Here is a 23,040-nt window from a genome sequence, read left to right on the forward strand (position 1 = left end):
ATCAGCAGACCCGCGTGCCGCACTCCGAAATCTCGAACTCTGTCGCAGGCTCGACGCGCGAGGCGTCGAACTGGCGGCCGTCGACGCATTGCAGCTTCGCCTGGAGGGTTTCCCGCCCGCCGAGCTTCTGTTCGTCGATGAAGATGTAAAAGCCGACCTCGCACTGTTCCTGATCGGCGATCTGCCGCGCCAGCTCGTCGAGCCAGGCAGGATTTTCGGACTGCGCATGGACCGCGACAGGCGCGGCGAGTGTGCAGCAGGTGGCGAGGAGGATGAGGATTCGGGATGTCTGCACGGCGTGTCTGCCTCCTTCGGTTCGAAAGAAGCATGCGCGTCCTGTCGGTCCCGCGCCTTGACGAGAATCAAGACTCTGCGCGATGCGGCCCCGCCGACGTCACTTTTCCGGCGCCGCGCGCTCGCGCCTGAGCTTTGCCCAGTAATCCAGCCGTTTGCGCAATTCCCGCTCGAACCCGCGGTCCGGCGGATCGTAGAACTGCTGCCGCCCGAGCTTCTCGGGAAAATAGTCCTGGCCGGAAAAAGCATCCGGCGCGTCGTGGTCGTATTCGTAGCCCGAGCCGTAGTCCTCGGCCTTCATCAGCTTGGTCGGCGCATTGAGGATGTGCTTGGGCGGCATCAGCGAGCCGTGTTCCTTGGCCGCGCGCGTCGCGGCCTTGAAGGCGGTGTAGACCGCGTTCGATTTCGGCGCGGTGGCAAGGTAGACACAGGCCTGCGCCAGCGCCAGTTCGCCTTCCGGCGAGCCGAGATAGTCGTAGGCGTCCTTGGCCGCATTGGCGATGACCAGCGCCTGCGGATCGGCAAGCCCGATGTCCTCGCTCGCCATCCGCACCAGCCGCCGTCCGAGATAGAGTGGGTCCTCGCCGGCGTCGAACATGCGCGCGAGATAGTAGAGCGCGGCATCGGGATCGCTGCCGCGCACCGACTTGTGCAGCGCCGAGATCAGATTGTAGTGCCCGTCCTGGCTCTTGTCGTAGATCGGCGCGCGCCGCTGCACCACGCGCTGCAGTGCCTCGGCATCGAAAGTCTCGCCCGGCTTAGCAGCGCGCCAAACTTCTTCCGCCAGCGTCAGCGAAGCCCGCCCGTCGCCATCGGCCATGCGGATCAGCACCGCGCGCGCCTCCTCGTCGAGCGGCAGCAGTCGGTCCTCGGTCTTCTCGGCGCGTTCGAGCAGCCGCCCGATGGTCTCCGGCGACAGCGAATGGAACACCAGCACCCGGGCACGGGACAACAGCGCAGCGTTCAATTCGAAGGACGGATTTTCCGTCGTAGCCCCGACGAGGGTCACCGTCCCGTCTTCCATCACCGGCAGGAAGCTGTCCTGCTGAGCACGGTTGAAGCGGTGTATCTCGTCGACGAAGAGCAGTGTCTGTCGGCCGTTCGAGCGCCGCATGCGCGCCGTCTCGAACACCTTCTTCAGGTCCGCCACGCCTGAAAAGATCGCCGAGATCTGCTCGAAGGCGAGCCCGGTCTCCCCCGCGAGCAGCCGCGCAACGGTGGTCTTGCCGGTGCCCGGCGGTCCCCAGAAGATCATGGAGCCCAGCGACCCGCCGCGGATCATGCGCGTCAGCACGCCGTCTTCCCCGGTCAGATGCTCCTGGCCGACGACCTCCGGCAGCGTCGCCGGCCGCAGACGATCGGCGAGCGGCCTGCCCGGCTGGGGCCGCGTCGGCTCGTCGCGGGCGAAGAGGTCGGCCACGGGGTCAGTAACGCAGCATCTGCTGGAGCAGATTGCCGTCGCGCTCGATGGTGAAGCGCCACCAGCGTGACTTTGTCATCGCGACCTTCTCCAGCGTCTGCGGGGTGTCTATTGTCTCGCCGTTGACCTCGCGCACGATGTCGCGTGGCCTGAAGCCGAACTGCGCGGCGGGCGTGCCGCGCGGCACGTCGACCATGACGACGCCGCTGGCCGAACCCGGCATGCGCAGGCGCTGGGCGAGCCGCGGCGACAGTTCCGCGACCTTGGCGCCCGCGAAGGGGCTGTCGCCGGGGATATCGACGATCGTCTCATTGGCGCCTTCGGGCGCCCTGACGAGTTCCACCTCGATCTGCCGCTCCTTGCCCTTCGACAGGACGTCGAAGGTCACCGTGGAGCCGATCGGCTGCGTCGCCAGTCGGTAGCCGAGCGCGTCGACGTGCTGGATCGGCGCGCCGTTGAGCGTCAGCACCACGTCGCCAGGCGCCAGCCCGGCCTTTTCCGCCGGCCCGCCCTCGAACAATGAGGTCACGATCGCGCCGCGCGGCCGTGCCATGCCAAGCGCTTCCGCGATCTGCGCCGTGACGGCGTCGAACTCCGCCCCGACGAAGGGCCGCTCGAAGGCGTCGCCGCCCTGCCTGGCCGATTCGACCACGGCGCGGACCATGTTGGAGGGAATGGCGAAGCCGATGCCGATCGATCCGCCCGAGCGGCTGAAGATCGCGGTGTTGATGCCGACCAGATTGCCGGACATGTCGATCAGCGCTCCGCCGGAATTGCCCGGATTGATCGCGGCGTCGGTCTGGATGAAGAAGCCAAAATCGGAGATGCCGACATGGTTTCGCGCCAAAGCCGAGACAATACCGCTGGTCGTGGTCTGGCCGACGCCGAAGGGATTGCCGATGGCAAGCACCAGGTCGCCGACCGCGAGCGCGTCGGAATCGCCGATGCCGATGACCGGGAAGGCGTCGTCGCTTTCGATCTTCAACACCGCGAGATCGAGAGACTCATCCTTCAGCAGGATGCGGCTTTCGAACTCGCGCCCGTCGGCAAGCGCCACCTTCACCTCGTCGGCGTCGCGGATGACGTGGAAATTGGTGACGATGATGCCGGACGGATCGACGATCACGCCCGACCCCAGCGAGGACTGGACGCGCGGCGGCATCTGCCGCCCGAAGAACTGCTCGAAGAACGGATCGCCAGCGAAGGGCGAGCGGGCCCTCACCTGCTGCTTGGCGTAGACGTTGACCACCGCGGGGCCGGTCTGCGTGACCAGCGGCGCAAAGGATAGCTGGATCTCGCCGCGTCCGAACGGCACGCGACGTCCGGGCTCACCCGCCTGCGGCAGCGGTTCCGAGGGTGCCAGCGGCGCGGGCGCCTTGGCGATCGGCGCGTCCGGCACCGCCTCCGGAGCGGGCGCGGCTTGCGGCGGCTGCGCGGTATCCGGTGCTGGCGCGGGCTTGTGCTCGTCTCCGATGAAGGGCAGCAGGTCCTCGAGGAAGCCACGCAGGCCCTCCTGCGCCTGTGCCGGCAGCGCAAGCCCGCCGGCAACGATCACGAGCGCCGACAGCGCTCCGCGCGCCAAACCCATCATCCGTCCGCCCATGCGATTCTCTCCGCCTGTGGATCCAGGTTCTTTATCGCCGACAATGTGGGAATTGAAAGGCTCCGGTGCCAGCAGGCGGCTTGGCTAAACGCTGGGTGCGGCGGCCGAAATTCATTGCGCCATCACCGCAGCCGGAGCGCGCAATGGCTGAAACGACGAAGGCGGGCCTATGCGGCCCGCCTTCCGGAAATCCCGACGTGGCGCGAAACGACTTATGCCGCCTCGGCTTCCTCGTTCGTGTCTTCTGCCTCGGCGCGGGCGCGATCGGCGGCACCCTTGGCCGAGGTGTCGCGATCGACGAACTCGATGACGGCGAGTGCTGCGTTGTCACCGAAGCGGTAGCCCGCCTTCATGATGCGCAGGTAGCCGCCATTGCGCTCCGCGTAGCGGGGCGCGATCGTGTCAAACAGGCGCTTCACCAGCACGGCGCTGCCGACCTGCGCGATCGCCTGGCGGCGGGCATGCAGATCGCCGCGCTTGCCGAGCGTCACCAGCTTCTCCACGATCGGGCGAAGCTCCTTGGCCTTCGGCAGGGTCGTGGTGATCTGCTCATGCTCGATGAGCGAGGCGGCCATGTTGGTGAACATGGCCTTACGGTGGCTCGATGTGCGGTTCAGCCGGCGGCCGGAACGTCCATGGCGCATGAGCTTTCTCCTTCAACTTCCTTTTGACCGAGGCTCGATGGCGCTCAGTACTGATCTTCGTAACGCTTGGCGAGGTCTTCGATGTTTTCCGGCGGCCAGTCCTGAACCTCCATTCCGAGGTGCAGGCCCATCGCCGCGAGAACTTCCTTGATCTCGTTGAGCGACTTGCGGCCGAAGTTGGGAGTGCGCAGCATCTCGGCCTCGGTCTTCTGGATGAGGTCGCCGATGTAGACGATGTTGTCGTTCTTCAGGCAGTTGGCCGAACGAACCGAAAGCTCCAGTTCGTCCACCTTCTTGAGCAGCGCCGGGTTGAAGGCGAGTTCGGTGACCGACTCTTCCGGCTGTGCCTTCTGCGGCTCCTCGAAGTTCACGAAGAGGCCGAGCTGGTCCTGCAGGATGCGGGCCGCGAACGCGATCGAATCTTCGCCGGTGATAGAACCGTCGGTCTCGATCGTCATGGTCAGCTTGTCGTAGTCGAGGACCTGTCCCTCGCGGGTGTTCTCGACCTTGTAGGAGACCTTCTTGACCGGCGAATAGAGGCTGTCGACCGGAATGAGACCGATCGGCGCGTCCTCGGCGCGGTTGCGCTCGGCCGGCACGTAGCCCTTGCCGGTGTCGACCGTGAACTCCATGCGGATCTCCGCGCCCTCGTCCAGCGTGCAGATCACGTGGTCGGGGTTGAGGATCGCGACGTCGCCCACCGTCTGGATATCGCCCGCCGTGACGGCGCCCGGGCCCTGCTTGCGCACGACCATGCGCTTGGGACCGTCGCCTTCCATCTTGATGGCGATTTCCTTGATGTTGAGGATGATGTCGGTGACATCCTCGCGTACGCCGGGGATCGAGGAGAACTCGTGCAGAACGCCGTCGATCTGCACTGCGGTCACCGCCGCGCCGCGCAGCGACGACAGAAGCACGCGGCGAAGCGCGTTGCCGAGGGTCAGGCCGAAGCCGCGCTCCAGCGGCTCGGCCACCAGCGTCGTCATCGTCTTGTTCTTGGAAGAGAACTCGATCTTGTTCGGCTTGATCAGTTCCTGCCAGTTTTTCTGGATCATGCGTTTTTCCTTCCGTTTCCCCGACACCATCCAATCGTGCCGGGCGATCTGGAAACCGCAGAGGAGCGCCCGGCGGGCGCTCTTACAGTCTTTGATGAGAGTATCGTCAGACGCGGCGCTTCTTGCGCGGCCGGCATCCGTTGTGCGGGATCGGCGTCACGTCGCGGATCGAGGAGATCGTGAAGCCGGCGGCCTGCAGCGCGCGAAGTGCCGACTCACGGCCCGACCCCGGACCGGAAACCTCGACCTCGAGCTGGCGCATGCCGTGCTCCTGCGCCTTCTTGGCGCAATCCTCGGCGGCGATCTGGGCGGCGAACGGGGTCGACTTGCGCGAACCCTTGAAGCCCTGCGCGCCGGCCGACGACCAGGCAATCGTGTTGCCCTGCGCGTCGGTGATGGTGATCATGGTATTGTTGAAGGTCGAGCTCACATGCGCGACGCCCGACGAGATGTTCTTGCGTTCGCGACGGCGAACGCGTGCGGCTTCCTTGGCCATGTCTTTCCTTTCGTACGATATCGACGCCGCCGTAATGCCAGCGGCTACACCAGGAGGAAGGGGAGTAGGGCAGTAGCGGAGTAAGGCAGTAAGGCGAAAATGCTCCGCCGACCGTTTGCCCTACTCCCGTACTGCCCTACTCCCACACTCCCCTAAATCACTTCTTCTTGCCGGCGATGGCCTTCGCCGGACCCTTGCGGGTACGGGCGTTGGTGTGCGTGCGCTGGCCGCGGACCGGCAGCGAACGACGATGGCGCAGGCCGCGGTAGCAGCCGAGGTCCATCAGGCGCTTGATGTTCATCGAGGTCTCGCGGCGAAGATCGCCCTCGACCTGGTAGTCGCGGTCGATGGTCTCGCGGATCTGCAGCACCTCGGCGTCGGTCAGCTGGTGCACGCGGCGCTCGGCCGGGATGCCCACCTTCTCGACAATCTCCTGGGCGAACTTCGAGCCGATGCCGTGGATGTACTGCAGCGCGATGACGACGCGCTTGTTGGTCGGTATGTTGACGCCTGCTATACGGGCCATCTTCTTCTCCATTTGGGCCGCCGGAATCGTCGCGAGACCGGTCGGCGCATTCAAGGTTCCCGCGTCCGGTGGAGGCCGGCCCCTGCGGGGTTTCCCATTGAAAGCCGCGGACGCGCCACAAAGGCCCATCCGACGGCAGGTCTGGTTGGGAGACGTGGCGCTATAGTCCAGCGCGTCCGCCCCGTCAACTGTGCCGCGTCAGTTTTTGCGCGTGACACCGTCGAGGATGTTCTCGATCGATGCCGTCACGGCATCCATCTCCGCCATGCCGTCGACCCCGGTCAGGAGTCCCTTGGCATGGTAGTAGCCGATCAGCGGCGCGGTCTTCTTGTAGTACTCGCGCAGCCGCTCCTCGAAGATCGCCGGATTGTCGTCCTTGCGGACGGGCAGTCCGGCGGCTTCGGTCTCGGCAGCGCGCTTGGCGATGCGGCCGACCAGCGCCTTGTCGTCGACGACGAGTTCGATCGCCACGTCCAGCCCTAGCCCCTTCTGCCGCAGCATTTCCTCGACCGCGTCGGCCTGCGCCAGTGTGCGCGGATAGCCGTCCAGGATGAAGCCGCGCGCGCAATCGTCCGCGTCGATCCGCTCGGAGACGATCGCGTTGACGATATCGTCCGACACGAGTTCGCCGGCGTCCATGACGGCCTTGGCCTTCTTGCCGACTTCCGTCTGCGCCTTGACCGCGGCGCGCAGCATGTCTCCGGTGGAGAGTTGCGGAATGACGTGCGTTTCGACCAGTCGCTGCGCCTGCGTCCCCTTCCCCGCCCCCGGCGGTCCGAGCAGTATCAGCCTCATCGTCCCCTCTTTCCTCCGCGGAGCTTCGACTTCTTGATCAGCCCCTCGTACTGATGCGCGATCAGATGACCCTGGACCTGCGCCACCGTGTCGAGCGTTACACTCACCACGATCAGAAGCGAAGTGCCACCAAGGTAGAACGGCACGCCCGTCGCCGAGATCAGGAACTCAGGCAGCATGCAGACCAGGACCAGGTAGATGGCGCCCACGACCGTGATGCGGGTCAAGACGTAGTCGATGTACTCGGCCGTGCGCTCGCCGGGCCGGTAGCCCGGGATGAAACCCGAATGCTTCTTCAACTGGTCGGCCGTGTCCTTCGGATTGAACACGATCGCCGTGTAGAAGAACGCGAAGAACGCGATCAGCGAGGCGTAGAGGATCATGTAGAGCGGCTGGCCATGGCCGAGCGTGGCCAGCACGCCACTCGCCCAGCCCGGAAGGTTCTCCGTGTTCGAGAAACCGGCCAGCGTGGCAGGCAGAAGCAGGAGCGACGATGCGAAGATCGGCGGGATGACGCCGGCCGTGTTCAGCTTCAGCGGCAGGTGCGACGTGTCGCCCTGGAACATCCGGTTGCCGACCTGGCGTTTCGGATACTGGATCAAAAGCCGTCGCTGGGCGCGCTCGAAGAAGACGATGAGCCCGATCACCGCGATCGCCAGAACGATGATGGCGAGGATGATGCCCGTCGACAGCGCGCCGGTGCGGCCGAGTTCGAGCGTTCCGCCGAGTGCGGAGGGCAGCCCCGCGACGATGCCGGCGAAGATGATGAGCGAAATGCCGTTGCCGATACCGCGGGCGGTGATCTGCTCACCGAGCCACATCAGGAACATGGTGCCGCCGACCAGCGTGATGACCGCCGACATCTTGAAGAACCAGCCCGGATCGGTGACGATTCCGGCGCCGCTCTCCAGCCCCACGGCGATGCCGTAGGCCTGGACGGTCGCCAGCAGCACGGTGCCGTAGCGCGTGTACTGGTTGATGACCTTGCGGCCCTGCTCGCCTTCCTTCTTCAGCTGCTCGAGCGTCGGGATTACCGACGTCATGAGCTGCATGATGATCGAGGCGGAAATGTAAGGCATGATGCCGAGCGCGAAAATCGCCATGCGCTCGACGGCGCCGCCCGCGAACATGTTGAACATGCCGAGCACACCGCCCGACTGCTGCTCGAAGGCCTGTGCGAACGCGTCCGGATTGATGCCGGGAATCGGAATGTAGGTACCGAGACGATAGACCAGCAGCGCACCGAGCGTGAACCATATCCGCTTCTTGAGGTCTTCCGCTTTCGCGAAAGCCGCAAAATTCAGATTGGAGGCGAGTTGCTCAGCAGCAGATGCCATGAAGAATTCTCCGCTTCGTGACGCAGACGAGCCGCCCGTGGGGGCGGCGCGCATCTGCGAAGCCCCGAAATAGGCTCCGACCATCAGACATGCAAGCGACGGTCGCTCCGCCGCTCGCCGGTCGCGCTACTTCGCGGCCTTTTCCGGAAGCTTGACCGAACCGCCGGCCTTCTCGACCTTCTCGATCGCGCCCTTGGACGCGCCCGCGACGTCGAAGCTCAGCTTCGCCTTCAGGTCTCCGTCGGACAGGAGGCGCACGCCGTCCCTGGCACGGCGCAGCACGCCGGCCTCGACGAGCGTATCGGCGGTGATGGTGGCCGATGCGTCCAGCTTGCCCGCATCGATCGCGGTCTGGATGCGGCCGAGCGAGACGATGTTGAAGTCCTTGGCGAAGATGTTCTTGAAGCCGCGCTTCGGCAGGCGCCGATAGAGCGGCATCTGGCCGCCCTCGAAGCCGTTGATCGCGACGCCCGAACGGGCCTTCTGGCCCTTGACGCCGCGTCCGCCGGTCTTGCCCGAACCGGATCCGATACCGCGGCCGAGACGCTTCTTCGAATGGGTCGCGCCTTCGCGGTCGCGCAATTCGTTGAGTTTCATTGTCTTTCTCCCGCGTCGATCAAGCCTCGTCCACGACGCGGACGAGGTGTTGAACTTTCGCGATCATACCGCGGACCGAAGGCGTATCCTCCAGCGTCCGGCGGCGATGCATCTTGTTGAGACCAAGGCCGATCAGCGTCGCACGCTGCTCGGCCGGACGGCGGATCGGGCTTCCGATCTGCTCGACGGTCAGGGTCTTGCCCGTCTTCTTGTCAGCCATGTCAGTCGTTCCTCTTCAGCGCTGGCGCTATTCTTCGGCAACGGCGGCACCGCGGCGCGCCTGCAGCGTAGAATACTTGATGCCGCGCTGGGACGCGACGTCCTTCGGATGCATCTGGTGCTTCAGTGCGTCGAAGGTCGCGCGCACCATGTTGTACGGGTTGGAAGACCCCATGGACTTCGCCACCACGTCGTGCATGCCGAGCGTCTCGAACACGGCGCGCATCGGGCCGCCGGCGATGATGCCGGTACCCGCCTTGGCGGTGCGCAAAAGCACCTTGCCGGCGCCGTGACGGCCCGCGACGTCGTGATGCAGCGTGCGGCCGTCGCGCAGCGGGACGAAGATCATCTCGCGCTTGGCGGACTCGGTCGCCTTGCGGATCGCCTCAGGTACTTCGCGTGCCTTGCCGTGCCCGAAGCCGACGCGGCCCTTCTGGTCACCCACCACGACGAGCGCGGCAAAGCCGAAGCGCCGCCCGCCTTTGACGACCTTGGCGACGCGATTGATGTGAACGAGCTTGTCGACGATCCCGTCGTCGCGCTCATCGCGGTCGCGGCCACGGCCGCCGTCCCTGCGTTCCTGTGCCATATCCTGGTTCCTTGTTCTTTTCCGGTAGCACGGGTTGATGAAAGCCGCGGGCGCAGGCGTCCGGCGGCGGCGAAAATCAGAAGCTCAGGCCGCCCTCGCGCGCAGCCTCGGCGAGCGCCTTGACGCGCCCGTGATAGATGTAGGCGCCGCGGTCGAACACAACGTTCGTCACGCCGGCCTTCGCCGCGCGCTCGGCGATCAGCTTGCCGACGGCAGCCGCGGCAGCCGCGTCCGCGCCGGTCTTCAGCGACCCCTTGAGGTCGGCCTCGAGCGTCGAGGCTGAGGCCAGCGTGTGGCCGCGCGTATCGTCGATGATCTGCGCGTAGATGTTCTTCGACGACCGGTGGACGGAAAGCCGCGGACGGTCGCCCGCCACCTTCCTGATCTGCCGACGCACGCGCTGGGCGCGCTTCTGGTGGGATTCCTTGGAAGCCATTTGGTTCGTTCCTTGCCTTCTCAAACGGGTGCGGCCGTGTGCGGTAAGGATGAGCCCTTCCCGCGACCGCTGCCCGCGGCCTTACTTCTTCTTGCCTTCCTTGCGGACGATCTTCTCGCCCGCATATCGCACGCCCTTGCCCTTGTAAGGCTCGGGACCGCGATACTCGCGGATTTCCGCCGCGACCTGGCCGACCTTCTGCTTGTCGATGCCGGTGACGACGATCTCCGTCGGCTTCGGCGTCGCGATCGTGATGCCTTCCGGCGTCTGGTAGACCACGTCGTGGCTGAAGCCGAGCGCCAGCTGCAGGTTCTTGCCCTGCATGGCCGCGCGGTAGCCGACGCCGGTGATCTCGAGCCGCTTCTCGAAGCCGTCCTTGACGCCCGAGAAGATGTTCGAGATCTGCGTGCGCGACATGCCCCACTTGGAGCGGGCGAGCTTCGACTGGTCGCGCGGATCGACGGCGACGGCGCCGTCTTCCATCTTGACCAGAACCTCGTCGTTCACGACGAAGCGGAGTTCGCCTTTCGGCCCCTTCGCGGTGACGGTCTGCCCATCGACGTTTGCGGTGACACCCTGCGGCACCGGGACCGGTTTCTTGCCAATACGAGACATTGTCTTGTCCTCGTTCCTATTCCTGGTTCATGCCCGCCGGATCAGAAGATCTGGCAGAGCACTTCGCCGCCGACGTTCTGCTCGCGCGCCTCATGATCCGCCATCACGCCCTTGGGCGTGGACAGGATCGAGATGCCGAGCCCGTTGGACACGTGCGGGATCGTCTTCGCGGAGACGTAGACCCGACGGCCGGGCTTCGAAACGCGGGCGATCTCGCGGATCACCGGAGCGCCGTCGAAATACTTCAGCTCGATCTCGATCTCGGACTTGCCGTTGTCGAAGTCGGTCTGGCTGTAGTCGCGGATGTAGCCTTCCGCCTTCAAGACGTCCAGCACGCGGGCGCGCAGCTTGGACGCAGGCGTCGAGACCTTGCTCTTCTTGCGGCCGAGGCCGTTGCGGATGCGGGTCAGCATATCGCCGAGAGGATCACTCAATGACATGGTACGTCCTCCTTACCAGCTCGACTTGACCAGGCCCGGGATCATCCCGAGCGATCCGAGATCGCGAAGCGCGATACGCGACATCTTGAGCTTGCGGTAGTAGGCCCGCGGGCGGCCCGTGATCTCGCAGCGGTTGCGCACGCGGTTCTTCGCCGAATTGCGCGGCAGCGCGGCGAGCTTGAGCTGCGCGCGGAAACGCTCGTCCAGCGGCAGCTCCTGATTCATCACGATCTCCTTCAGCGCCTCGCGCTTGGGAGCGTACTGCTTCACGAGCTTGCGCCGCTTCTTGTTCTTCTCGACTGAGCTGGTCTTGGCCATGTCTCGAATATCCTTTTTCGCCGCCGTTACTGCCGGAAGGGGAAGTTGAAGGCCTTGAGCAGAGCCCGGGCCTCGTCGTCCGTCTTGGCAGTCGTACAAACGATGATGTCCATTCCCCAGATCTGATCAACCTTGTCGTAGTTGATCTCGGGAAACACGATGTGCTCCTTGACGCCCATGGCGAAGTTGCCGCGGCCGTCGAAGCTCTTGGGGTTCAGTCCGCGGAAGTCGCGTACGCGCGGCAGCGCGATCGTGACCAGGCGATCCAGAAACTCGTACATGCGATCCTTGCGCAGCGTCACCTTGGCGCCGATGGGCATGTTCTCGCGCATCTTGAACCCGGCAATCGACTTGCGCGCGCGGGTCACCACGGCCTTCTGGCCGGCGATCATGGCGAGATCCTCGGCAGCCACGGTGGGCTTCTTGGAATCCGCCGTCGCCTCGCCGACGCCCATATTGATGACGATCTTGTCGAGACGCGGAACCTGCATCTCGTTCTCGTACTTGAACTGCTCCTGAAGCGCCTTGCGGATCTCGTCCTTATAAAGCGCCTTCATCCGCGGTTCGCTTGCGGTCTTAGACATCGATTGTTGCTCCCGAGCGCTTGGCGACGCGCACCTTCTTGCCGTCCTTCACCTCGAAACCGACGCGGGTCGGCTTGCCGTCCTTCGGATCGGCGACGGCGAGGTTCGACAGATGGATCGGCGCTTCCTTGGAAATGATTCCGCCTTCCTGGGACTGCGACTGGCGCTGGTGGCGGCGGATCATGTTGATCCCGCGCACGAGCGCCTTGTCGTCCTTCGGCATGACGGTCACGACTTCGCCCGTACGGCCCTTGTCCTTGCCGGCGAGCACGACGACCTTGTCGCCTTTGCGTATCTTTTGCATTTTGTCCGGGCTCCTTACAGCACTTCCGGCGCGAGCGAGATGATCTTCATGTGGTTCTTGGCGCGAAGCTCGCGCGGAACCGGGCCGAAGATGCGCGTGCCTACCGGCTCTTTCTTGTTGTCGACCAGAACGGCCGCGTTCTTGTCGAAACGGATCACGCTGCCGTCGGGGCGGCGGATGTCCTTGGCGGTGCGCACGACGACCGCCTTCATCACGTCGCCCTTCTTGACGCGGCCGCGCGGGATGGCTTCCTTGATCGACACCACGATGATGTCGCCCACGGAAGCGTATTTCCGCTTCGAGCCGCCCAGCACCTTGATGCACATGACACGACGCGCGCCGGAATTGTCGGCAACGTCGAGGTTTGTTTGCATCTGAATCATGACTGGCCGCCTTCTTCTTCACTCGACACGCGGGCACCCTGGCCGCGCGGCCGATCAATTGTTGTTCTTCAAGCCTGCGCTTCGGCCTGCGCCTCGGTCACCACGACCCAGCACTTGTCCTTGGAGATCGGCCGCGATTCCTGGATGAACACGATGTCGCCGACCTTGTGGGCGTTGGCCTCGTCATGCGCCTTGTAGTTCTTCGACATGCGAACGGTCTTCTTCATCACGGGATGCGTGAAGCGGCGTTCGACCTTGACGACGACGGTCTTGTCGCTCTTGTCGCTGACGACCGTGCCCTGCAGGATGCGCTTTGGCATTTTGTTGTCCTTAAGCCTTCTTGCCGGCCGACTTCTCGGCGGCGATGGTCTTGATGCGCGCGATGTCCCGACGGACCTGCTTGACGCGCGATGTCTTCTCGAGCTGTCCGGTCGCCTTCTGGAAGCGCAGGTTGAACTGCTCCTTCTTCAGGCTGGCGAGCTCGTCGTTCAGTTCGTCGGCCGACTTGGCCCTGACGTCGGAGGCTTTCATCTTCTGAGCCCTTCCCTATTCCGCTATGCGCTGTACGAAGCGCGTCCTGACCGGCAGCTTGGCGGCGCCGAGACGCAGCGCCTCACGTGCGATCTCCTCGGAGACGCCGTCGAGCTCGAACATGATCCGGCCCGGCTTCACGCGGCACGCCCAGTAGTCCACCGCGCCCTTGCCCTTGCCCATGCGGACTTCGGTCGGCTTGGAGGTGACCGGCACGTCCGGGAAAATCCGGATCCAGACGCGGCCCTGGCGCTTCATTTCGCGGGTGATCGCGCGGCGAGCCGCCTCGATCTGGCGCGCGGTGACGCGCTCGGGTTCCATCGCCTTCAATCCGAAAGCGCCGAAATCGAGGTTGGTCCCGCCCTTCGACGCGCCATGGATGCGCCCCTTGAACTGCTTGCGGAACTTCGTGCGCTTTGGCTGCAGCATCTTCGTCTACTCCGAATTCAATCCTGTGTGGCGCTTCACGCGTTCTCGCGCTCGCGACGACGTCCGCCGCCGCCACCGCCGTGCTGGTCGCCTTCCGTCGCGCGACGCTCCGAGGCCATCGGGTCGTGCTCGAGGATCTCGCCCTTGAACACCCAGACCTTCACGCCGCAGATGCCGTAGGCGGTCTGCGCCTCGGCCGTTCCGTAGTCGACGTCGGCGCGTAGCGTGTGCAGCGGCACCCGGCCCTCGCGATACCATTCCATCCGCGCGATCTCAGCGCCGCCGAGACGGCCCGAGCAGTTGATGCGGATGCCTTCCGCGCCGAGGCGCATCGCCGACTGGACGGCGCGCTTCATGGCACGGCGGAACGCGATGCGGCGCTCGAGCTGCTGCGCGATCGACTGCGCGATCAGCGTGGCGTCGATCTCGGGCTTGCGCACCTCGACGATGTTGAGGTGCGTCTCCGACTTGGTCATCTCGGTCAGCTTGCGACGCAGCTTCTCGATGTCGGCGCCCTTCTTGCCGATGATGAGACCCGGGCGGGCAGCGTGAATCGTCACGCGGCACTTCTTGTGCGGGCGCTCGATCACGACCTTGGAGATCGCAGCCTGCTTGAGTTCCTTCATCAGGTAGGCGCGGATCTTGATGTCCTCGTGCAGCAACTCGCCGTACTCGCCGGTGTTTGCATACCAGCGCGAGTCCCAGGTGCGGTTGATCCCGAGGCGCAGGCCGATCGGGTTGACTTTCTGGCCCATCAGGCGGCCTCCACTTGCTCTTCGACTTCGCGAACGACGATCGTCAGGTTCGAGAAGGGCTTTTCGATGCGGCTGGCGCGACCGCGCCCACGGGCATGGAAGCGCTTCATGACGATCGACTTGCCGACATAGGCCTCGGCGACGACGAGAGCGTCGACGTCGAGATCGTGATTGTTCTCGGCGTTGGCGATTGCCGACTCGAGCGTCTTGCGGACGGTGCCCGCGATCCGCTTGCGCGAGAATTCCAGGTCGGCGAGCGCGGAAGCCACCTTCTTGCCGCGGATCATCGCCGCGACGAGGTTCAGCTTCTGCGGGCTGACGCGAATGGTGCGCAGCACGGCGCGCGCCTCGTTGTCAGCAAGCCTGCGCGGAGCTTTGGCCTTGCCCATTTTTATTTCCTCTTCGCCTTCTTGTCCGCGCCGTGGCCGTAATACGTACGGGTCGGGGCGAACTCGCCGAACTTGTGCCCGACCATGTCCTCGGACACGGATACCGGGATGTGCTTCTGGCCGTTGTAGACGCCGAAGGTGAGGCCAACGAACTGCGGCAGGATGGTGGAGCGGCGCGTCCACATCTTGATCACTTCGTTGCGGCCGCCCTCGCGCACCTTGTCTGCCTTCTTCAAGAGAAAGCCGTCGACGAACGGGCCTTTCCAGACTGAACGGGTCACGTAACCTTACCTCTCTTAGCTCTTGCGCGCATGGCGCGAGCGCATGATGAACTTGTCGGTCGCCTTATTCGACCGCGTCCGCTTGCCCTTGGTCGGCTTGCCCCACGGGGAGACCGGGTGGCGGCCGCCCGAGGTGCGGCCTTCGCCGCCGCCGTGCGGGTGGTCGACCGGGTTCATGGTGACGCCGCGATTGTGCGGGCGCTTGCCGCGCCAACGGGTGCGGCCGGCCTTGCCGTCGTTGATGTTGCCATGATCCGGGTTGGACACGGCGCCGACGGTGGCGATGCACGAGCCGTGAACGATGCGCTGCTCGCCCGAGTTCAGGCGCAGGATCGCCATGCCCTGGTCGCGGCCGACGAGCTGGGCGTAGGCACCGGCCGAGCGGGCGACCTGACCACCCTTGCCGGGCTTGAGCTCGACATTGTGGATGATCGTGCCGACCGGCATGGAGGCCAGCGGCATCGCATTGCCCGGCTTCACGTCGACCTGCTCGCCCGCGACGACCTTGTCGCCGGCCACCAGGCGCTGCGGCGCCAGGATGTAGCTGAGTTCGCCGTCGTCGTAACGCAGCAGAGCGATGAAGGCGGTCCGGTTCGGATCGTACTCCAGCCGCTCGACCGTCGCCGGCACGTCGAACTTGCGCCGCTTGAAGTCGATGATGCGGTAGGTCCGCTTGTGGCCGCCGCCGATGAAGCGTGCGGTCACCCGGCCGGCATTGTTGCGGCCGCCCGATTTCGTCAGGCCGTCCGTCAGGCCCTTGACCGGCTTGCCCTTGTAGAGGCCGGAGCGGTCGACGATCACCAGCTGTCGCTGGCTGGGCGTCACCGGGTTGTAATTCTTGAGTGCCATCTTGTTACCTCAAGCCTCTCAGAGTCCGGTGGCGACGTCGATCGACTGGCCGTCGGCCAGCGTCACAATCGCCTTCTTGACATCGCTCAGGCGGCCCTTGGTGCCGCGGAAGCGCTTCACCTTGCCCTTGCGGACCATGGTGTTGACCGCGGTCACCTTGACGCCGAACAGCGCCTCGACAGCAGCCTTGATCTCGGGCTTCGACGCCTTCTTGGCGACGTTGAACACGACCTGGTTGAACTCGGAGGCCATGGTCGACTTTTCGGTGATCGCCGGGCTGACGATCACGTCGTAGTGGCGAAGGTCAGTCATTTGAAGCGCTCCTCGAGTGCCTCGACGGCCGCCTTGGAAAGGACGAGCGTGCCGCGGCGAAGAATGTCGTAGACGTTGATGCCCTGGACGGGCAGCACGTCGATGTTCGGGATGTTCGAAGCGGCGCGCTTGAAGTTCTGGTCAAGCTCGGCGCCGCCGATCATCAGCGCGTTGGTCAGTCCCAGGCCGGCGAAGTTCGCCACCAGGGCCTTGGTCTTGGCATCCGACAGCATCAGGTCGTCGACGACGATGAGGCTGGACGCCTTCGCCTTGGCCGACAGCGCGTGCTTCAGGCCGAGAGCGCGCACCTTCTTGGGAAGGTCGTGCTCGTGGCTGCGCACCACCGGGCCGTGGGCCTTGCCGCCGCCGCGGAACTGCGGAGCGCGGGCAGAGTGGTGACGGGCGCGGCCCGTCCCCTTCTGCTTGTACATCTTGGCGCCGGTGCGCGCGATCTCGGAGCGGCCCTTCGCCTTGTGGGTGCCCTGCTGGCGCTTGGCCAGCTGCCAGCGCACGACGCGCTGCAGGATGTCCTCGCGCGGGTCGAGACCGAAGATCTCGTCCGACAGGGTCACCTTGCCGGCTTCGGCGCCGGCGAGCGTGGTAATCTTGATGTCCATCACGCGGCTCCTTCGACGGCCGGAGCTTCATTCTTGGCCCGCAGCGCAGCCGGCTTCGGCGCATTGTCGGGGAGCGCGACCTTGACGGCGTCCTTGACGATGATCCAGGCGCCCTTGGAGCCCGGAACAGCGCCGCGGATCAGGATCAGACCGCGTTCAGCATCGGTCGAGACGATCTCGACGTTCTGCGTGGTGACGCGGGTCTGGCCCATGTGGCCGGCCATCTTCTTGCCCTTGAACACCTTGCCCGGATCCTGGCGCTGGCCGGTGGAGCCGTGGGTACGGTGCGACACGGAGTTACCGTGCGTGGCACGGCCGCCACCGAAATGGTGCCGCTTGATGACGCCCTGGAAGCCCTTGCCGACCGTGGTGCCCGTCACGTCGACCTTCTGGCCGGCGACGAAGTGATCGACGGTGATCTCCATGCCGACATCCAGCATGTTGTCGGGCGACACGCGGAACTCGGCGACCTTGGCCTTCGGCTCCACGGAGGCGGCGGCGAAATGGCCGCGCATGGCCTTCGACGTATTCTTCACCTTGCGCATCCCGACGCCGAGCTGCACGGCATCGTAGCCGTTCTTTTCCTGGGTGCGCTGCGCCACGACCTGACAGTTCTCCATCCGGAGAACCGTGACCGGCACGTGCTCGCCCGCATCGTTGTAGATGCGCGTCATCCCGATTTTCTGTGCGATAACACCTGAACGCATCGGTTCAATTTCCTTTTCAGGGTTCCAGGTCCGGGCCGAAGCCGTTTCCGTGAGGCCCTCTGCCTAGAGCTTGATCTCGACGTCGACGCCGGCGGCCAGGTCGAGCTTCATCAGCGCATCGACGGTTTGCGGAGTCGGGTCAACGATGTCGAGCAGCCGCTTGTGCGTGCGCATCTCGAACTGCTCGCGGCTCTTCTTGTCGATGTGCGGCGAGCGATTGACGGTAAATTTCTCGATCCGCGTCGGCAGCGGGACCGGACCGCGAACGCTGGCGCCGGTACGCTTCGCCGTGGAGACGATCTCGCGCGTGGAGGCGTCGAGGACGCGATGGTCGAACGCTTTGAGGCGTATGCGGATGTTCTGGCCGTTCATTCGTCAAATCCTTCAAGTCTTTCGCGGGCGCGGGGCTTGCTCGCGCCCGCGACAGACCGTTTCGTTTTTTGTTACTCGACGATGCTCGCCACGATGCCGGCGCCGACGGTGCGGCCGCCTTCGCGGATGGCGAAGCGCAGCTTCTCTTCCATGGCGATCGGCACGATCAGCGTCACGTCGACCGTCACGTTGTCGCCCGGCATCACCATTTCGGTGCCTTCCGGCAGGGTCACGATGCCGGTCACGTCCGTCGTGCGGAAGTAGAACTGCGGACGGTAGTTGGTGAAGAACGGCGTGTGGCGGCCGCCCTCCTCCTTGGTCAGGATGTAGGCCTCGGCCTTGAACTTGGTGTGCGGCTTCACCGAACCCGGCTTGCACAGCACCTGGCCGCGCTCAACGCCCTCGCGGTCGACACCGCGCAGCAGCGCGCCGATGTTGTCGCCCGCCTGGCCCTGGTCGAGCAGCTTGCGGAACATCTCCACGCCCGTCACCGTCGTCGAGGTCGTGTCGCGGATGCCCACGATCTCGACCGTCTCGCCGACCTTGACGATGCCGCGCTCGACGCGACCCGTCACGACCGTGCCGCGGCCCGAGATCGAGAACACGTCCTCGATCGGCATCAGGAAGGGCTGGTCGATCGGACGCTCGGGCGTCGGGATGTAGCTGTCGACCTGCTTCATCAGTTCGCGAACCGCGTCCTCGCCGATCTCCTTGTTGGAGTCTTCCAGAGCGGCCAGCGCCGAACCCTTGACGATCGGAATGTCGTCGCCGGGGAACTCGTACATCGACAGAAGCTCGCGAACCTCGAGCTCGACCAGCTCCAGCAGCTCGGCGTCGTCGACCTGGTCGACCTTGTTCAGGAACACCACGATCGCCGGAACGCCGACCTGACGGGCGAGCAGAATGTGCTCGCGCGTCTGCGGCATCGGGCCGTCGGCGGCCGAAACGACCAGGATCGCGCCGTCCATCTGCGCGGCACCCGTGATCATGTTCTTGACGTAGTCGGCGTGGCCCGGGCAGTCGACGTGGGCGTAGTGGCGCGCCTCGGTCTCGTATTCGACGTGCGCCGTCGAGATCGTGATGCCGCGCGCCTTCTCCTCCGGAGCCGCGTCGATCTGGTCGTAAGCGCGGTACTCGCCGAAGTACTTCGTGATCGCAGCCGTCAGCGACGTCTTGCCATGGTCGACGTGCCCGATCGTCCCGATGTTCACATGAGGCTTGTTACGCTCGAATTTACCTTTTGCCATGTGAGGTCTCCATTTCCTGCTGCCCGTCCCGGGCGATTGATCTTACTGACGACAGTCCCTGGGGATCAGGCGTACTTCTTCTGGATTTCCTGCGCGACCGCGTTCGGCACCGGCTCGTAGTGGTCGAACTGCATCGTGTACTGGGCACGGCCCTGAGACATCGAACGCAGCGTGTCGACGTACTTGAACATGTTGGCGAGCGGCACCATCGCGTTGATGACGGTGGCGATGCCGCGCATCTCCTGGTTCTGGATCTGGCCGCGGCGGCCGTTCAGGTCGCCGATGACCGAACCGACGTAGTCTTCCGGCGTCACGACCTCGACCTTCATGATCGGCTCGAGCAGCTGTGCACCAGCCTTCTGCGCACCCTCGCGGAACGCCGCGCGGGAGGCGATCTCGAAGGCGAGAACCGAGGAGTCGACGTCGTGGTAGGCGCCGTCGATCAGGGTCGCCTTGACGCCCAGCATCGGGAAGCCCGCGACCGGACCCGAGGACATGACGCTCTGGATGCCCTTCTGGACGCCCGGAATGTATTCCTTCGGCACCGAGCCACCGACGATCTTGGACTCGAACAGGAAGTCCTCGCCGTCGGGATTGGGCTCGAACACCAGCTTGACGCGGGCGAACTGTCCCGTACCGCCGGTCTGCTTCTTGTGCGTGTAGTCGATCTCGGCGACCTTGGTGATGGTCTCGCGGTAGGCAACCTGCGGAGCGCCGACGTTGGCCTCGACCTTGAACTCGCGCCGCATGCGGTCGACGATGATGTCGAGATGCAGCTCGCCCATGCCGGCGATGATGGTCTGCCCGGATTCCTCGTCGGTCTTGACGCGGAAGGAGGGATCCTCGGCCGCCAGGCGGTTGAGTGCCAGGCCCATCTTCTCCTGGTCGCCCTTGGTCTTCGGCTCGATCGCGATCTGGATGACCGGATCGGGGAATTCCATGCGCTCCAGGATGACCGGCTTCAGCGGGTCGCAAAGCGTGTCGCCCGTGGTCGTGTCCTTGAGACCGGCCAGCGCGACGATGTCGCCGGCATAGGCCTCTTCGATGTCCTCGCGCGAGTTGGAGTGCATCTGCAGCATGCGGCCGATGCGCTCTTTCTTGCCCTTCACCGTGTTGTCCAGCGAAGCGCCCTTCTTCAGGATGCCCGAATAGATGCGGCAGAAGGTGAGCGAACCGACGAACGGGTCGTTCATGATCTTGAAGGCAAGCATCGACAGCGCCTCGTCGTCGGACGACTTGCGCGAAATCTCGGCTTCGGTCTTGGGATCGATGCCCTTGATGTCGAAGACATCGACCGGGGACGGCAGGAAGTCGACGACGGCGTCGAGCAGAGGCTGCACGCCCTTGTTCTTGAACGCGGAGCCGCAGAACATCGGGAAGAACTTGACGAGAATGGTGCCCTTGCGGATCAGCGCGCGCAACTCGTCGTTGGACGGCAGTTCGCCCTCGAGGTAGCGCTCGAGCGCGCCCTCGTCCATCTCGACCGCGGTCTCGATCATCTTCTCGCGGTACTCTTCGGCCTTCGCCTGCATGTCAGCCGGGATGTCGAGGACGTCCCATTCGGCGCCGAGGTTCTCGGAGCGCCAAACCAGGGCCTTCATCTCGATCAGGTCGATGACGCCGGCGAAATCGTTTTCCGCGCCGATGGGCAGCTGCACGACCACCGGCGTCGCACCGAGGCGGCTCTGCACCATCTCGACCGAGCGGTAGAAGTCAGCGCCAATCTTGTCCATCTTGTTGCAGAAAATCATGCGCGGCACGTGATACTTGTCGGCCTGGCGCCACACCGTCTCGGTCTGCGGCTCCACGCCGGCATTGGCGTCGAGCAGCGCGATGGCGCCGTCGAGCACGCGCAGCGAACGCTCCACCTCGATGGTGAAGTCGACGTGGCCGGGAGTGTCGATGATGTTGAAGCGGCGCTTCTTGCCGTCGCGGCCCTGCCAGAAGGTGGTCGTGGCGGCCGACGTGATGGTGATGCCGCGCTCCTGCTCCTGCTCCATCCAGTCCATGGTCGCGGCGCCGTCGTGGACTTCGCCGATCTTGTGCGACTTGCCGGTGTAGAACAGGACGCGCTCGGTCGTCGTGGTCTTGCCGGCGTCGATGTGCGCCATGATGCCGAAGTTTCGGTAGTCTTCGATTTTATAGTCGCGGGCCATGGGTGTGCCTCTCGCTTGCTCTTGTCGCCTAGCCGATTACCAGCGGTAATGGGCGAAGGCGCGGTTGGCTTCCGCCATCCGGTGGGTGTCTTCGCGCTTCTTGACGGCGGTGCCGCGGTTGTTGGCGGCATCCATCAGTTCGCCCGACAGGCGATCGACCATCGTCGTTTCGTTGCGGCCGCGCGCGGCGGTGATCAGCCAGCGGATCGCCAGCGCCTGGCGGCGCTCCGGACGCACGTCGACGGGAACCTGGTAGGTGGCGCCGCCGACGCGACGCGAACGAACTTCCACGTGCGGCGCGACATTGTCGAGCGCCTGGTGGAACACCGTGACCGGCTCCTGCTTCGTCTTGGTCTCGACCTGGTCGAGCGCGCTGTAGACGATCGTCTCGGCGGTCGACTTCTTGCCGTGAAGCATGATCGCATTCATGAACTTGGTGACGACCAGGTCCCCGAACTTCGGGTCCGGGTTGATCTCACGCTTTTCTGCTCTGTGACGACGGGACATATTTTCTCAGCCTCAAATCCTGCGGGGCGGCCCGGGCGCTGGTGACGCGACCGGAACGACCGACGCTCAGGTCACTTCGGACGCTTCGCGCCGTACTTCGAACGGCGCTGCTTGCGGTTCTTCACGCCCTGCGTGTCGAGCACGCCGCGGATGATGTGGTAGCGAACACCCGGAAGGTCCTTCACGCGACCGCCGCGGATCATGACGACCGAGTGTTCCTGGAGGTTGTGGCCCTCGCCGGGGATGTAGCCGATCACTTCGAAGCCGTTGACGAGGCGAATCTTGGCGACCTTGCGGAGCGCGGAGTTCGGCTTCTTCGGCGTCGTCGTATAGACGCGCGTGCAGACGCCCCGCTTCTGCGGGTTGGCCTGCATGGCCGGGACCTTGTTGCGCTTCACCGGCGCTATGCGCGGCTTGCGGATCAGCTGGTTTACGGTAGGCATTAAACCTTCCTCTTTCTAAATTCCGTGTCTCAAGCCCGTCGGGGGCCGCAATGAGCGCCATTTCCATACGCGAAGCCGGGCCAAACACCGCATTTGCGGTCCCGCCCGAACAAACAGCAGAGGAAGCGCTTGTGCGCCTCATGCACGCCGGAGATTTTGTCGCTCGTAAAACGAACCCTGTTTGAGACGAACTTCGAAGCGCGTCGCTCCGAAAGGCCAAGTCTCACATCGGCTCAGACGAGGCGGCTTCTACCCGCAGTCGCCCCGACCGTCAACCCCGCGGAGCCGATTATCTCGCCGAAACCACGGCTTGGACGAAGTCCGCTTCCGGCAGGCAAGATAATTGCGCGCCTCAACCGAACCCGATCCGAAAATATCGGCATTCGGGCTGTCGTGGAGGCCCCGGCCATGCGAGAACCGGAGATAGGAGCGGGGGGTGCGTCCGACAAGACGACGACAAACGGAATCACTGGCATGAACGACAATGAAATGCGTCCCGTCACCATCATCACCGGCCGCGTGTGGCGCAACAAGGGTGACGATTCGCAAGGGGTGCACGTGCTCCTGGTCGCGCCCGACGACGACACGGCGGTCCGCACCGCGCTGGAGGCACTCGCCCGCGAAGGCTACGCCGAGGCGGAACTGGACCAGATCGGAGACATGGACGGGGTCCCCGACGACGAACCGCATCTCTCCGCCTTCCAGGGTGCCATCGAAGGTGCCGTCTCGATCGTGACCTTCGACGAGGCGTTCTGACCGCCCTGCCCGCGCGACGCGGCCGCCGTCATCG

Annotated in this window: 35 protein-coding genes; 1 reads left to right on the top strand and 34 read right to left on the bottom strand. The window is 64.8% G+C overall.

Annotated elements, in window-relative coordinates; translation table 11 throughout:
- Position 1: 1 nt before the first annotated feature.
- The 34 genes from BSQ44_RS26930 to rpsL all read right to left on the bottom strand — a co-directional run bounded on the left by BSQ44_RS26930 (position 2) and on the right by rpsL (position 22,250).
- The gene (locus BSQ44_RS26930) at positions 2–295 is read right to left on the bottom strand and encodes a hypothetical protein (RefSeq protein WP_072605962.1); all 294 of its coding nucleotides are present in this window, start codon (positions 293–295) and stop codon (positions 2–4) included.
- A gap of 99 nt (positions 296–394) precedes the next feature.
- Entirely contained in the window at positions 395–1,714 is a 1,320-nt protein-coding gene (locus BSQ44_RS16105) for a replication-associated recombination protein A (RefSeq protein ID WP_072605964.1), read from the bottom strand.
- Positions 1,715–1,718: 4 nt separating this feature from the next.
- Positions 1,719–3,317 carry a DegQ family serine endoprotease gene (locus BSQ44_RS16110; protein WP_235633251.1) on the bottom strand — a complete coding sequence of 533 codons (1,599 nt, stop codon included), beginning with the start codon at positions 3,315–3,317 and terminating at the stop codon, positions 1,719–1,721.
- 212 nt (positions 3,318–3,529) lie between these two features.
- On the bottom strand, positions 3,530–3,961 hold the full coding sequence (gene rplQ / locus BSQ44_RS16115) for a 50S ribosomal protein L17 (protein WP_072605966.1): 432 nt from the start codon (positions 3,959–3,961) through the stop codon (positions 3,530–3,532).
- A 44-nt stretch (positions 3,962–4,005) separates the two neighbouring features.
- Positions 4,006–5,016, bottom strand: coding sequence for a DNA-directed RNA polymerase subunit alpha (locus tag BSQ44_RS16120; RefSeq protein ID WP_072605968.1), 1,011 nt, complete (start codon positions 5,014–5,016; stop codon positions 4,006–4,008).
- Positions 5,017–5,122: 106 nt separating this feature from the next.
- Positions 5,123–5,512, bottom strand: a complete 390-nt coding sequence (gene rpsK / locus BSQ44_RS16125) for a 30S ribosomal protein S11 (RefSeq protein WP_072605970.1) — start codon at positions 5,510–5,512, stop codon at positions 5,123–5,125.
- A gap of 157 nt (positions 5,513–5,669) precedes the next feature.
- A complete protein-coding gene (gene rpsM / locus BSQ44_RS16130; RefSeq protein ID WP_072608108.1) occupies positions 5,670–6,038 on the bottom strand; it encodes a 30S ribosomal protein S13 in 369 nt (122 codons plus the stop codon).
- 198 nt (positions 6,039–6,236) lie between these two features.
- Positions 6,237–6,833 carry an adenylate kinase gene (locus BSQ44_RS16135; RefSeq protein ID WP_072605972.1) on the bottom strand — a complete coding sequence of 199 codons (597 nt, stop codon included), beginning with the start codon at positions 6,831–6,833 and terminating at the stop codon, positions 6,237–6,239.
- Positions 6,830–8,170, bottom strand: a complete 1,341-nt coding sequence (secY, locus tag BSQ44_RS16140) for a preprotein translocase subunit SecY (RefSeq protein ID WP_072605974.1) — start codon at positions 8,168–8,170, stop codon at positions 6,830–6,832. The genes BSQ44_RS16135 and secY overlap by 4 nt, the downstream gene beginning before the upstream one ends.
- 126 nt (positions 8,171–8,296) lie before the next feature.
- Positions 8,297–8,767, bottom strand: a complete 471-nt coding sequence (gene rplO, locus BSQ44_RS16145) for a 50S ribosomal protein L15 (protein WP_072605976.1) — start codon at positions 8,765–8,767, stop codon at positions 8,297–8,299.
- A gap of 19 nt (positions 8,768–8,786) precedes the next feature.
- A complete protein-coding gene (gene rpmD, locus BSQ44_RS16150; protein ID WP_072605978.1) occupies positions 8,787–8,987 on the bottom strand; it encodes a 50S ribosomal protein L30 in 201 nt (66 codons plus the stop codon).
- 27 nt (positions 8,988–9,014) lie between these two features.
- Positions 9,015–9,575, bottom strand: a complete 561-nt coding sequence (gene rpsE, locus BSQ44_RS16155; RefSeq protein ID WP_072605980.1) for a 30S ribosomal protein S5 — start codon at positions 9,573–9,575, stop codon at positions 9,015–9,017.
- Between the two features lie 76 nt (positions 9,576–9,651).
- Positions 9,652–10,011 (bottom strand): 50S ribosomal protein L18, encoded by a 360-nt coding sequence (gene rplR / locus BSQ44_RS16160; protein ID WP_072605982.1) that lies wholly within the window; start codon positions 10,009–10,011, stop codon positions 9,652–9,654.
- Between the two features lie 81 nt (positions 10,012–10,092).
- Positions 10,093–10,626: a 50S ribosomal protein L6 gene (gene rplF, locus BSQ44_RS16165; RefSeq protein WP_072605984.1), complete on the bottom strand. Its 534-nt coding sequence runs from the start codon at positions 10,624–10,626 to the stop codon at positions 10,093–10,095.
- A 41-nt stretch (positions 10,627–10,667) separates the two neighbouring features.
- On the bottom strand, positions 10,668–11,066 hold the full coding sequence (gene rpsH / locus BSQ44_RS16170) for a 30S ribosomal protein S8 (protein WP_072605986.1): 399 nt from the start codon (positions 11,064–11,066) through the stop codon (positions 10,668–10,670).
- Positions 11,067–11,078: 12 nt separating this feature from the next.
- The gene (gene rpsN / locus BSQ44_RS16175) at positions 11,079–11,384 is read right to left on the bottom strand and encodes a 30S ribosomal protein S14 (protein ID WP_072605989.1); all 306 of its coding nucleotides are present in this window, start codon (positions 11,382–11,384) and stop codon (positions 11,079–11,081) included.
- Between the two features lie 26 nt (positions 11,385–11,410).
- Positions 11,411–11,968 carry a 50S ribosomal protein L5 gene (gene rplE / locus BSQ44_RS16180; RefSeq protein WP_072605991.1) on the bottom strand — a complete coding sequence of 186 codons (558 nt, stop codon included), beginning with the start codon at positions 11,966–11,968 and terminating at the stop codon, positions 11,411–11,413.
- Positions 11,961–12,272 (bottom strand): 50S ribosomal protein L24, encoded by a 312-nt coding sequence (rplX, locus tag BSQ44_RS16185; RefSeq protein WP_072605993.1) that lies wholly within the window; start codon positions 12,270–12,272, stop codon positions 11,961–11,963. The genes rplE and rplX overlap by 8 nt, the downstream gene beginning before the upstream one ends.
- Positions 12,273–12,286: 14 nt before the next feature.
- Positions 12,287–12,655 carry a 50S ribosomal protein L14 gene (rplN, locus tag BSQ44_RS16190; protein ID WP_024924768.1) on the bottom strand — a complete coding sequence of 123 codons (369 nt, stop codon included), beginning with the start codon at positions 12,653–12,655 and terminating at the stop codon, positions 12,287–12,289.
- Positions 12,656–12,723: 68 nt separating this feature from the next.
- A complete protein-coding gene (rpsQ, locus tag BSQ44_RS16195) occupies positions 12,724–12,975 on the bottom strand; it encodes a 30S ribosomal protein S17 (protein ID WP_072605995.1) in 252 nt (83 codons plus the stop codon).
- 10 nt (positions 12,976–12,985) lie between these two features.
- The gene (gene rpmC / locus BSQ44_RS16200; protein WP_072605997.1) at positions 12,986–13,186 is read right to left on the bottom strand and encodes a 50S ribosomal protein L29; all 201 of its coding nucleotides are present in this window, start codon (positions 13,184–13,186) and stop codon (positions 12,986–12,988) included.
- A 15-nt stretch (positions 13,187–13,201) separates the two neighbouring features.
- On the bottom strand, positions 13,202–13,615 hold the full coding sequence (rplP, locus tag BSQ44_RS16205; protein ID WP_072605999.1) for a 50S ribosomal protein L16: 414 nt from the start codon (positions 13,613–13,615) through the stop codon (positions 13,202–13,204).
- Positions 13,616–13,650: 35 nt separating this feature from the next.
- Positions 13,651–14,370, bottom strand: a complete 720-nt coding sequence (rpsC, locus tag BSQ44_RS16210) for a 30S ribosomal protein S3 (RefSeq protein ID WP_072606001.1) — start codon at positions 14,368–14,370, stop codon at positions 13,651–13,653.
- Positions 14,370–14,759 (bottom strand): 50S ribosomal protein L22, encoded by a 390-nt coding sequence (gene rplV / locus BSQ44_RS16215; protein ID WP_072606003.1) that lies wholly within the window; start codon positions 14,757–14,759, stop codon positions 14,370–14,372. The genes rpsC and rplV overlap by 1 nt, the downstream gene beginning before the upstream one ends.
- Positions 14,760–14,761: 2 nt before the next feature.
- Positions 14,762–15,040 (bottom strand): 30S ribosomal protein S19, encoded by a 279-nt coding sequence (gene rpsS / locus BSQ44_RS16220; RefSeq protein ID WP_072606005.1) that lies wholly within the window; start codon positions 15,038–15,040, stop codon positions 14,762–14,764.
- Between the two features lie 15 nt (positions 15,041–15,055).
- A complete protein-coding gene (gene rplB, locus BSQ44_RS16225) occupies positions 15,056–15,889 on the bottom strand; it encodes a 50S ribosomal protein L2 (RefSeq protein WP_072606007.1) in 834 nt (277 codons plus the stop codon).
- Between the two features lie 18 nt (positions 15,890–15,907).
- Positions 15,908–16,201, bottom strand: coding sequence for a 50S ribosomal protein L23 (locus BSQ44_RS16230; RefSeq protein ID WP_072606009.1), 294 nt, complete (start codon positions 16,199–16,201; stop codon positions 15,908–15,910).
- Complete coding sequence (gene rplD, locus BSQ44_RS16235) at positions 16,198–16,818, bottom strand: 50S ribosomal protein L4 (protein WP_072606011.1); 621 nt, start codon at positions 16,816–16,818, stop codon at positions 16,198–16,200. The genes BSQ44_RS16230 and rplD overlap by 4 nt, the downstream gene beginning before the upstream one ends.
- The gene (gene rplC / locus BSQ44_RS16240) at positions 16,818–17,525 is read right to left on the bottom strand and encodes a 50S ribosomal protein L3 (protein WP_072606013.1); all 708 of its coding nucleotides are present in this window, start codon (positions 17,523–17,525) and stop codon (positions 16,818–16,820) included. The genes rplD and rplC overlap by 1 nt, the downstream gene beginning before the upstream one ends.
- A gap of 63 nt (positions 17,526–17,588) precedes the next feature.
- Complete coding sequence (gene rpsJ, locus BSQ44_RS16245; RefSeq protein ID WP_072606015.1) at positions 17,589–17,897, bottom strand: 30S ribosomal protein S10; 309 nt, start codon at positions 17,895–17,897, stop codon at positions 17,589–17,591.
- 71 nt (positions 17,898–17,968) lie between these two features.
- On the bottom strand, positions 17,969–19,144 hold the full coding sequence (tuf, locus tag BSQ44_RS16250; protein WP_072604130.1) for an elongation factor Tu: 1,176 nt from the start codon (positions 19,142–19,144) through the stop codon (positions 17,969–17,971).
- Between the two features lie 65 nt (positions 19,145–19,209).
- Complete coding sequence (gene fusA / locus BSQ44_RS16255; RefSeq protein ID WP_072606017.1) at positions 19,210–21,300, bottom strand: elongation factor G; 2,091 nt, start codon at positions 21,298–21,300, stop codon at positions 19,210–19,212.
- Between the two features lie 36 nt (positions 21,301–21,336).
- A complete protein-coding gene (gene rpsG / locus BSQ44_RS16260; protein WP_072606020.1) occupies positions 21,337–21,807 on the bottom strand; it encodes a 30S ribosomal protein S7 in 471 nt (156 codons plus the stop codon).
- Positions 21,808–21,878: 71 nt separating this feature from the next.
- Positions 21,879–22,250, bottom strand: coding sequence for a 30S ribosomal protein S12 (gene rpsL / locus BSQ44_RS16265; protein WP_024585419.1), 372 nt, complete (start codon positions 22,248–22,250; stop codon positions 21,879–21,881).
- A gap of 474 nt (positions 22,251–22,724) precedes the next feature.
- Between rpsL and BSQ44_RS16270 the strand changes: the two genes are divergently transcribed.
- On the top strand, positions 22,725–23,006 hold the full coding sequence (locus tag BSQ44_RS16270; RefSeq protein WP_072606022.1) for a transcriptional regulator: 282 nt from the start codon (positions 22,725–22,727) through the stop codon (positions 23,004–23,006).
- Positions 23,007–23,040 lie beyond the last annotated feature (34 nt).

It is taken from the genome of Aquibium oceanicum (assembly GCF_001889605.1).
Classification (GTDB): domain Bacteria; phylum Pseudomonadota; class Alphaproteobacteria; order Rhizobiales; family Rhizobiaceae; genus Aquibium; species Aquibium oceanicum.

Bases quoted from the DNA above. Each gene is read 5' to 3' on its own strand.
- rpsN (WP_072605989.1), bottom strand. From the start codon at position 11,384: ATGGCCAAGACCAGCTCAGTCGAGAAGAACAAGAAGCGGCGCAAGCTC.
- rplC (WP_072606013.1), bottom strand. From the start codon at position 17,525: ATGCGTTCAGGTGTTATCGCACAGAAAATCGGGATGACGCGCATCTAC.
- rpsJ (WP_072606015.1), bottom strand. From the start codon at position 17,897: ATGAACGGCCAGAACATCCGCATACGCCTCAAAGCGTTCGACCATCGC.
- rpsM (WP_072608108.1), bottom strand. From the start codon at position 6,038: ATGGCCCGTATAGCAGGCGTCAACATACCGACCAACAAGCGCGTCGTC.
- BSQ44_RS16135 (WP_072605972.1), bottom strand. From the start codon at position 6,833: ATGAGGCTGATACTGCTCGGACCGCCGGGGGCGGGGAAGGGGACGCAG.
- rplF (WP_072605984.1), bottom strand. From the start codon at position 10,626: ATGTCTCGTATTGGCAAGAAACCGGTCCCGGTGCCGCAGGGTGTCACC.
- rpsH (WP_072605986.1), bottom strand. From the start codon at position 11,066: ATGTCATTGAGTGATCCTCTCGGCGATATGCTGACCCGCATCCGCAAC.
- rpsL (WP_024585419.1), bottom strand. From the start codon at position 22,250: ATGCCTACCGTAAACCAGCTGATCCGCAAGCCGCGCATAGCGCCGGTG.
- rpmD (WP_072605978.1), bottom strand. From the start codon at position 8,987: ATGGCTGACAAGAAGACGGGCAAGACCCTGACCGTCGAGCAGATCGGA.
- rplV (WP_072606003.1), bottom strand. From the start codon at position 14,759: ATGGGCAAGGCCAAAGCTCCGCGCAGGCTTGCTGACAACGAGGCGCGC.
- rpsG (WP_072606020.1), bottom strand. From the start codon at position 21,807: ATGTCCCGTCGTCACAGAGCAGAAAAGCGTGAGATCAACCCGGACCCG.
- rpsK (WP_072605970.1), bottom strand. From the start codon at position 5,512: ATGGCCAAGGAAGCCGCACGCGTTCGCCGTCGCGAACGCAAGAACATC.
- rpsC (WP_072606001.1), bottom strand. From the start codon at position 14,370: ATGGGCCAGAAAGTCAACCCGATCGGCCTGCGCCTCGGGATCAACCGC.
- rplQ (WP_072605966.1), bottom strand. From the start codon at position 3,961: ATGCGCCATGGACGTTCCGGCCGCCGGCTGAACCGCACATCGAGCCAC.
- tuf (WP_072604130.1), bottom strand. From the start codon at position 19,144: ATGGCAAAAGGTAAATTCGAGCGTAACAAGCCTCATGTGAACATCGGG.
- rplN (WP_024924768.1), bottom strand. From the start codon at position 12,655: ATGATTCAGATGCAAACAAACCTCGACGTTGCCGACAATTCCGGCGCG.
- rplD (WP_072606011.1), bottom strand. From the start codon at position 16,818: ATGGACATCAAGATTACCACGCTCGCCGGCGCCGAAGCCGGCAAGGTG.
- rpsE (WP_072605980.1), bottom strand. From the start codon at position 9,575: ATGGCACAGGAACGCAGGGACGGCGGCCGTGGCCGCGACCGCGATGAG.
- rplR (WP_072605982.1), bottom strand. From the start codon at position 10,011: ATGGCTTCCAAGGAATCCCACCAGAAGCGCGCCCAGCGCGTGCGTCGG.
- rpmC (WP_072605997.1), bottom strand. From the start codon at position 13,186: ATGAAAGCCTCCGACGTCAGGGCCAAGTCGGCCGACGAACTGAACGAC.
- fusA (WP_072606017.1), bottom strand. From the start codon at position 21,300: ATGGCCCGCGACTATAAAATCGAAGACTACCGAAACTTCGGCATCATG.
- BSQ44_RS16110 (WP_235633251.1), bottom strand. From the start codon at position 3,317: ATGGGCGGACGGATGATGGGTTTGGCGCGCGGAGCGCTGTCGGCGCTC.
- rplO (WP_072605976.1), bottom strand. From the start codon at position 8,767: ATGAAACTCAACGAATTGCGCGACCGCGAAGGCGCGACCCATTCGAAG.
- rplE (WP_072605991.1), bottom strand. From the start codon at position 11,968: ATGTCTAAGACCGCAAGCGAACCGCGGATGAAGGCGCTTTATAAGGAC.
- rplX (WP_072605993.1), bottom strand. From the start codon at position 12,272: ATGCAAAAGATACGCAAAGGCGACAAGGTCGTCGTGCTCGCCGGCAAG.
- BSQ44_RS16120 (WP_072605968.1), bottom strand. From the start codon at position 5,016: ATGATCCAGAAAAACTGGCAGGAACTGATCAAGCCGAACAAGATCGAG.
- rplP (WP_072605999.1), bottom strand. From the start codon at position 13,615: ATGCTGCAGCCAAAGCGCACGAAGTTCCGCAAGCAGTTCAAGGGGCGC.
- BSQ44_RS16270 (WP_072606022.1), top strand. From the start codon at position 22,725: ATGAACGACAATGAAATGCGTCCCGTCACCATCATCACCGGCCGCGTG.
- rplB (WP_072606007.1), bottom strand. From the start codon at position 15,889: ATGGCACTCAAGAATTACAACCCGGTGACGCCCAGCCAGCGACAGCTG.
- rpsQ (WP_072605995.1), bottom strand. From the start codon at position 12,975: ATGCCAAAGCGCATCCTGCAGGGCACGGTCGTCAGCGACAAGAGCGAC.
- BSQ44_RS16230 (WP_072606009.1), bottom strand. From the start codon at position 16,201: ATGACTGACCTTCGCCACTACGACGTGATCGTCAGCCCGGCGATCACC.
- secY (WP_072605974.1), bottom strand. From the start codon at position 8,170: ATGGCATCTGCTGCTGAGCAACTCGCCTCCAATCTGAATTTTGCGGCT.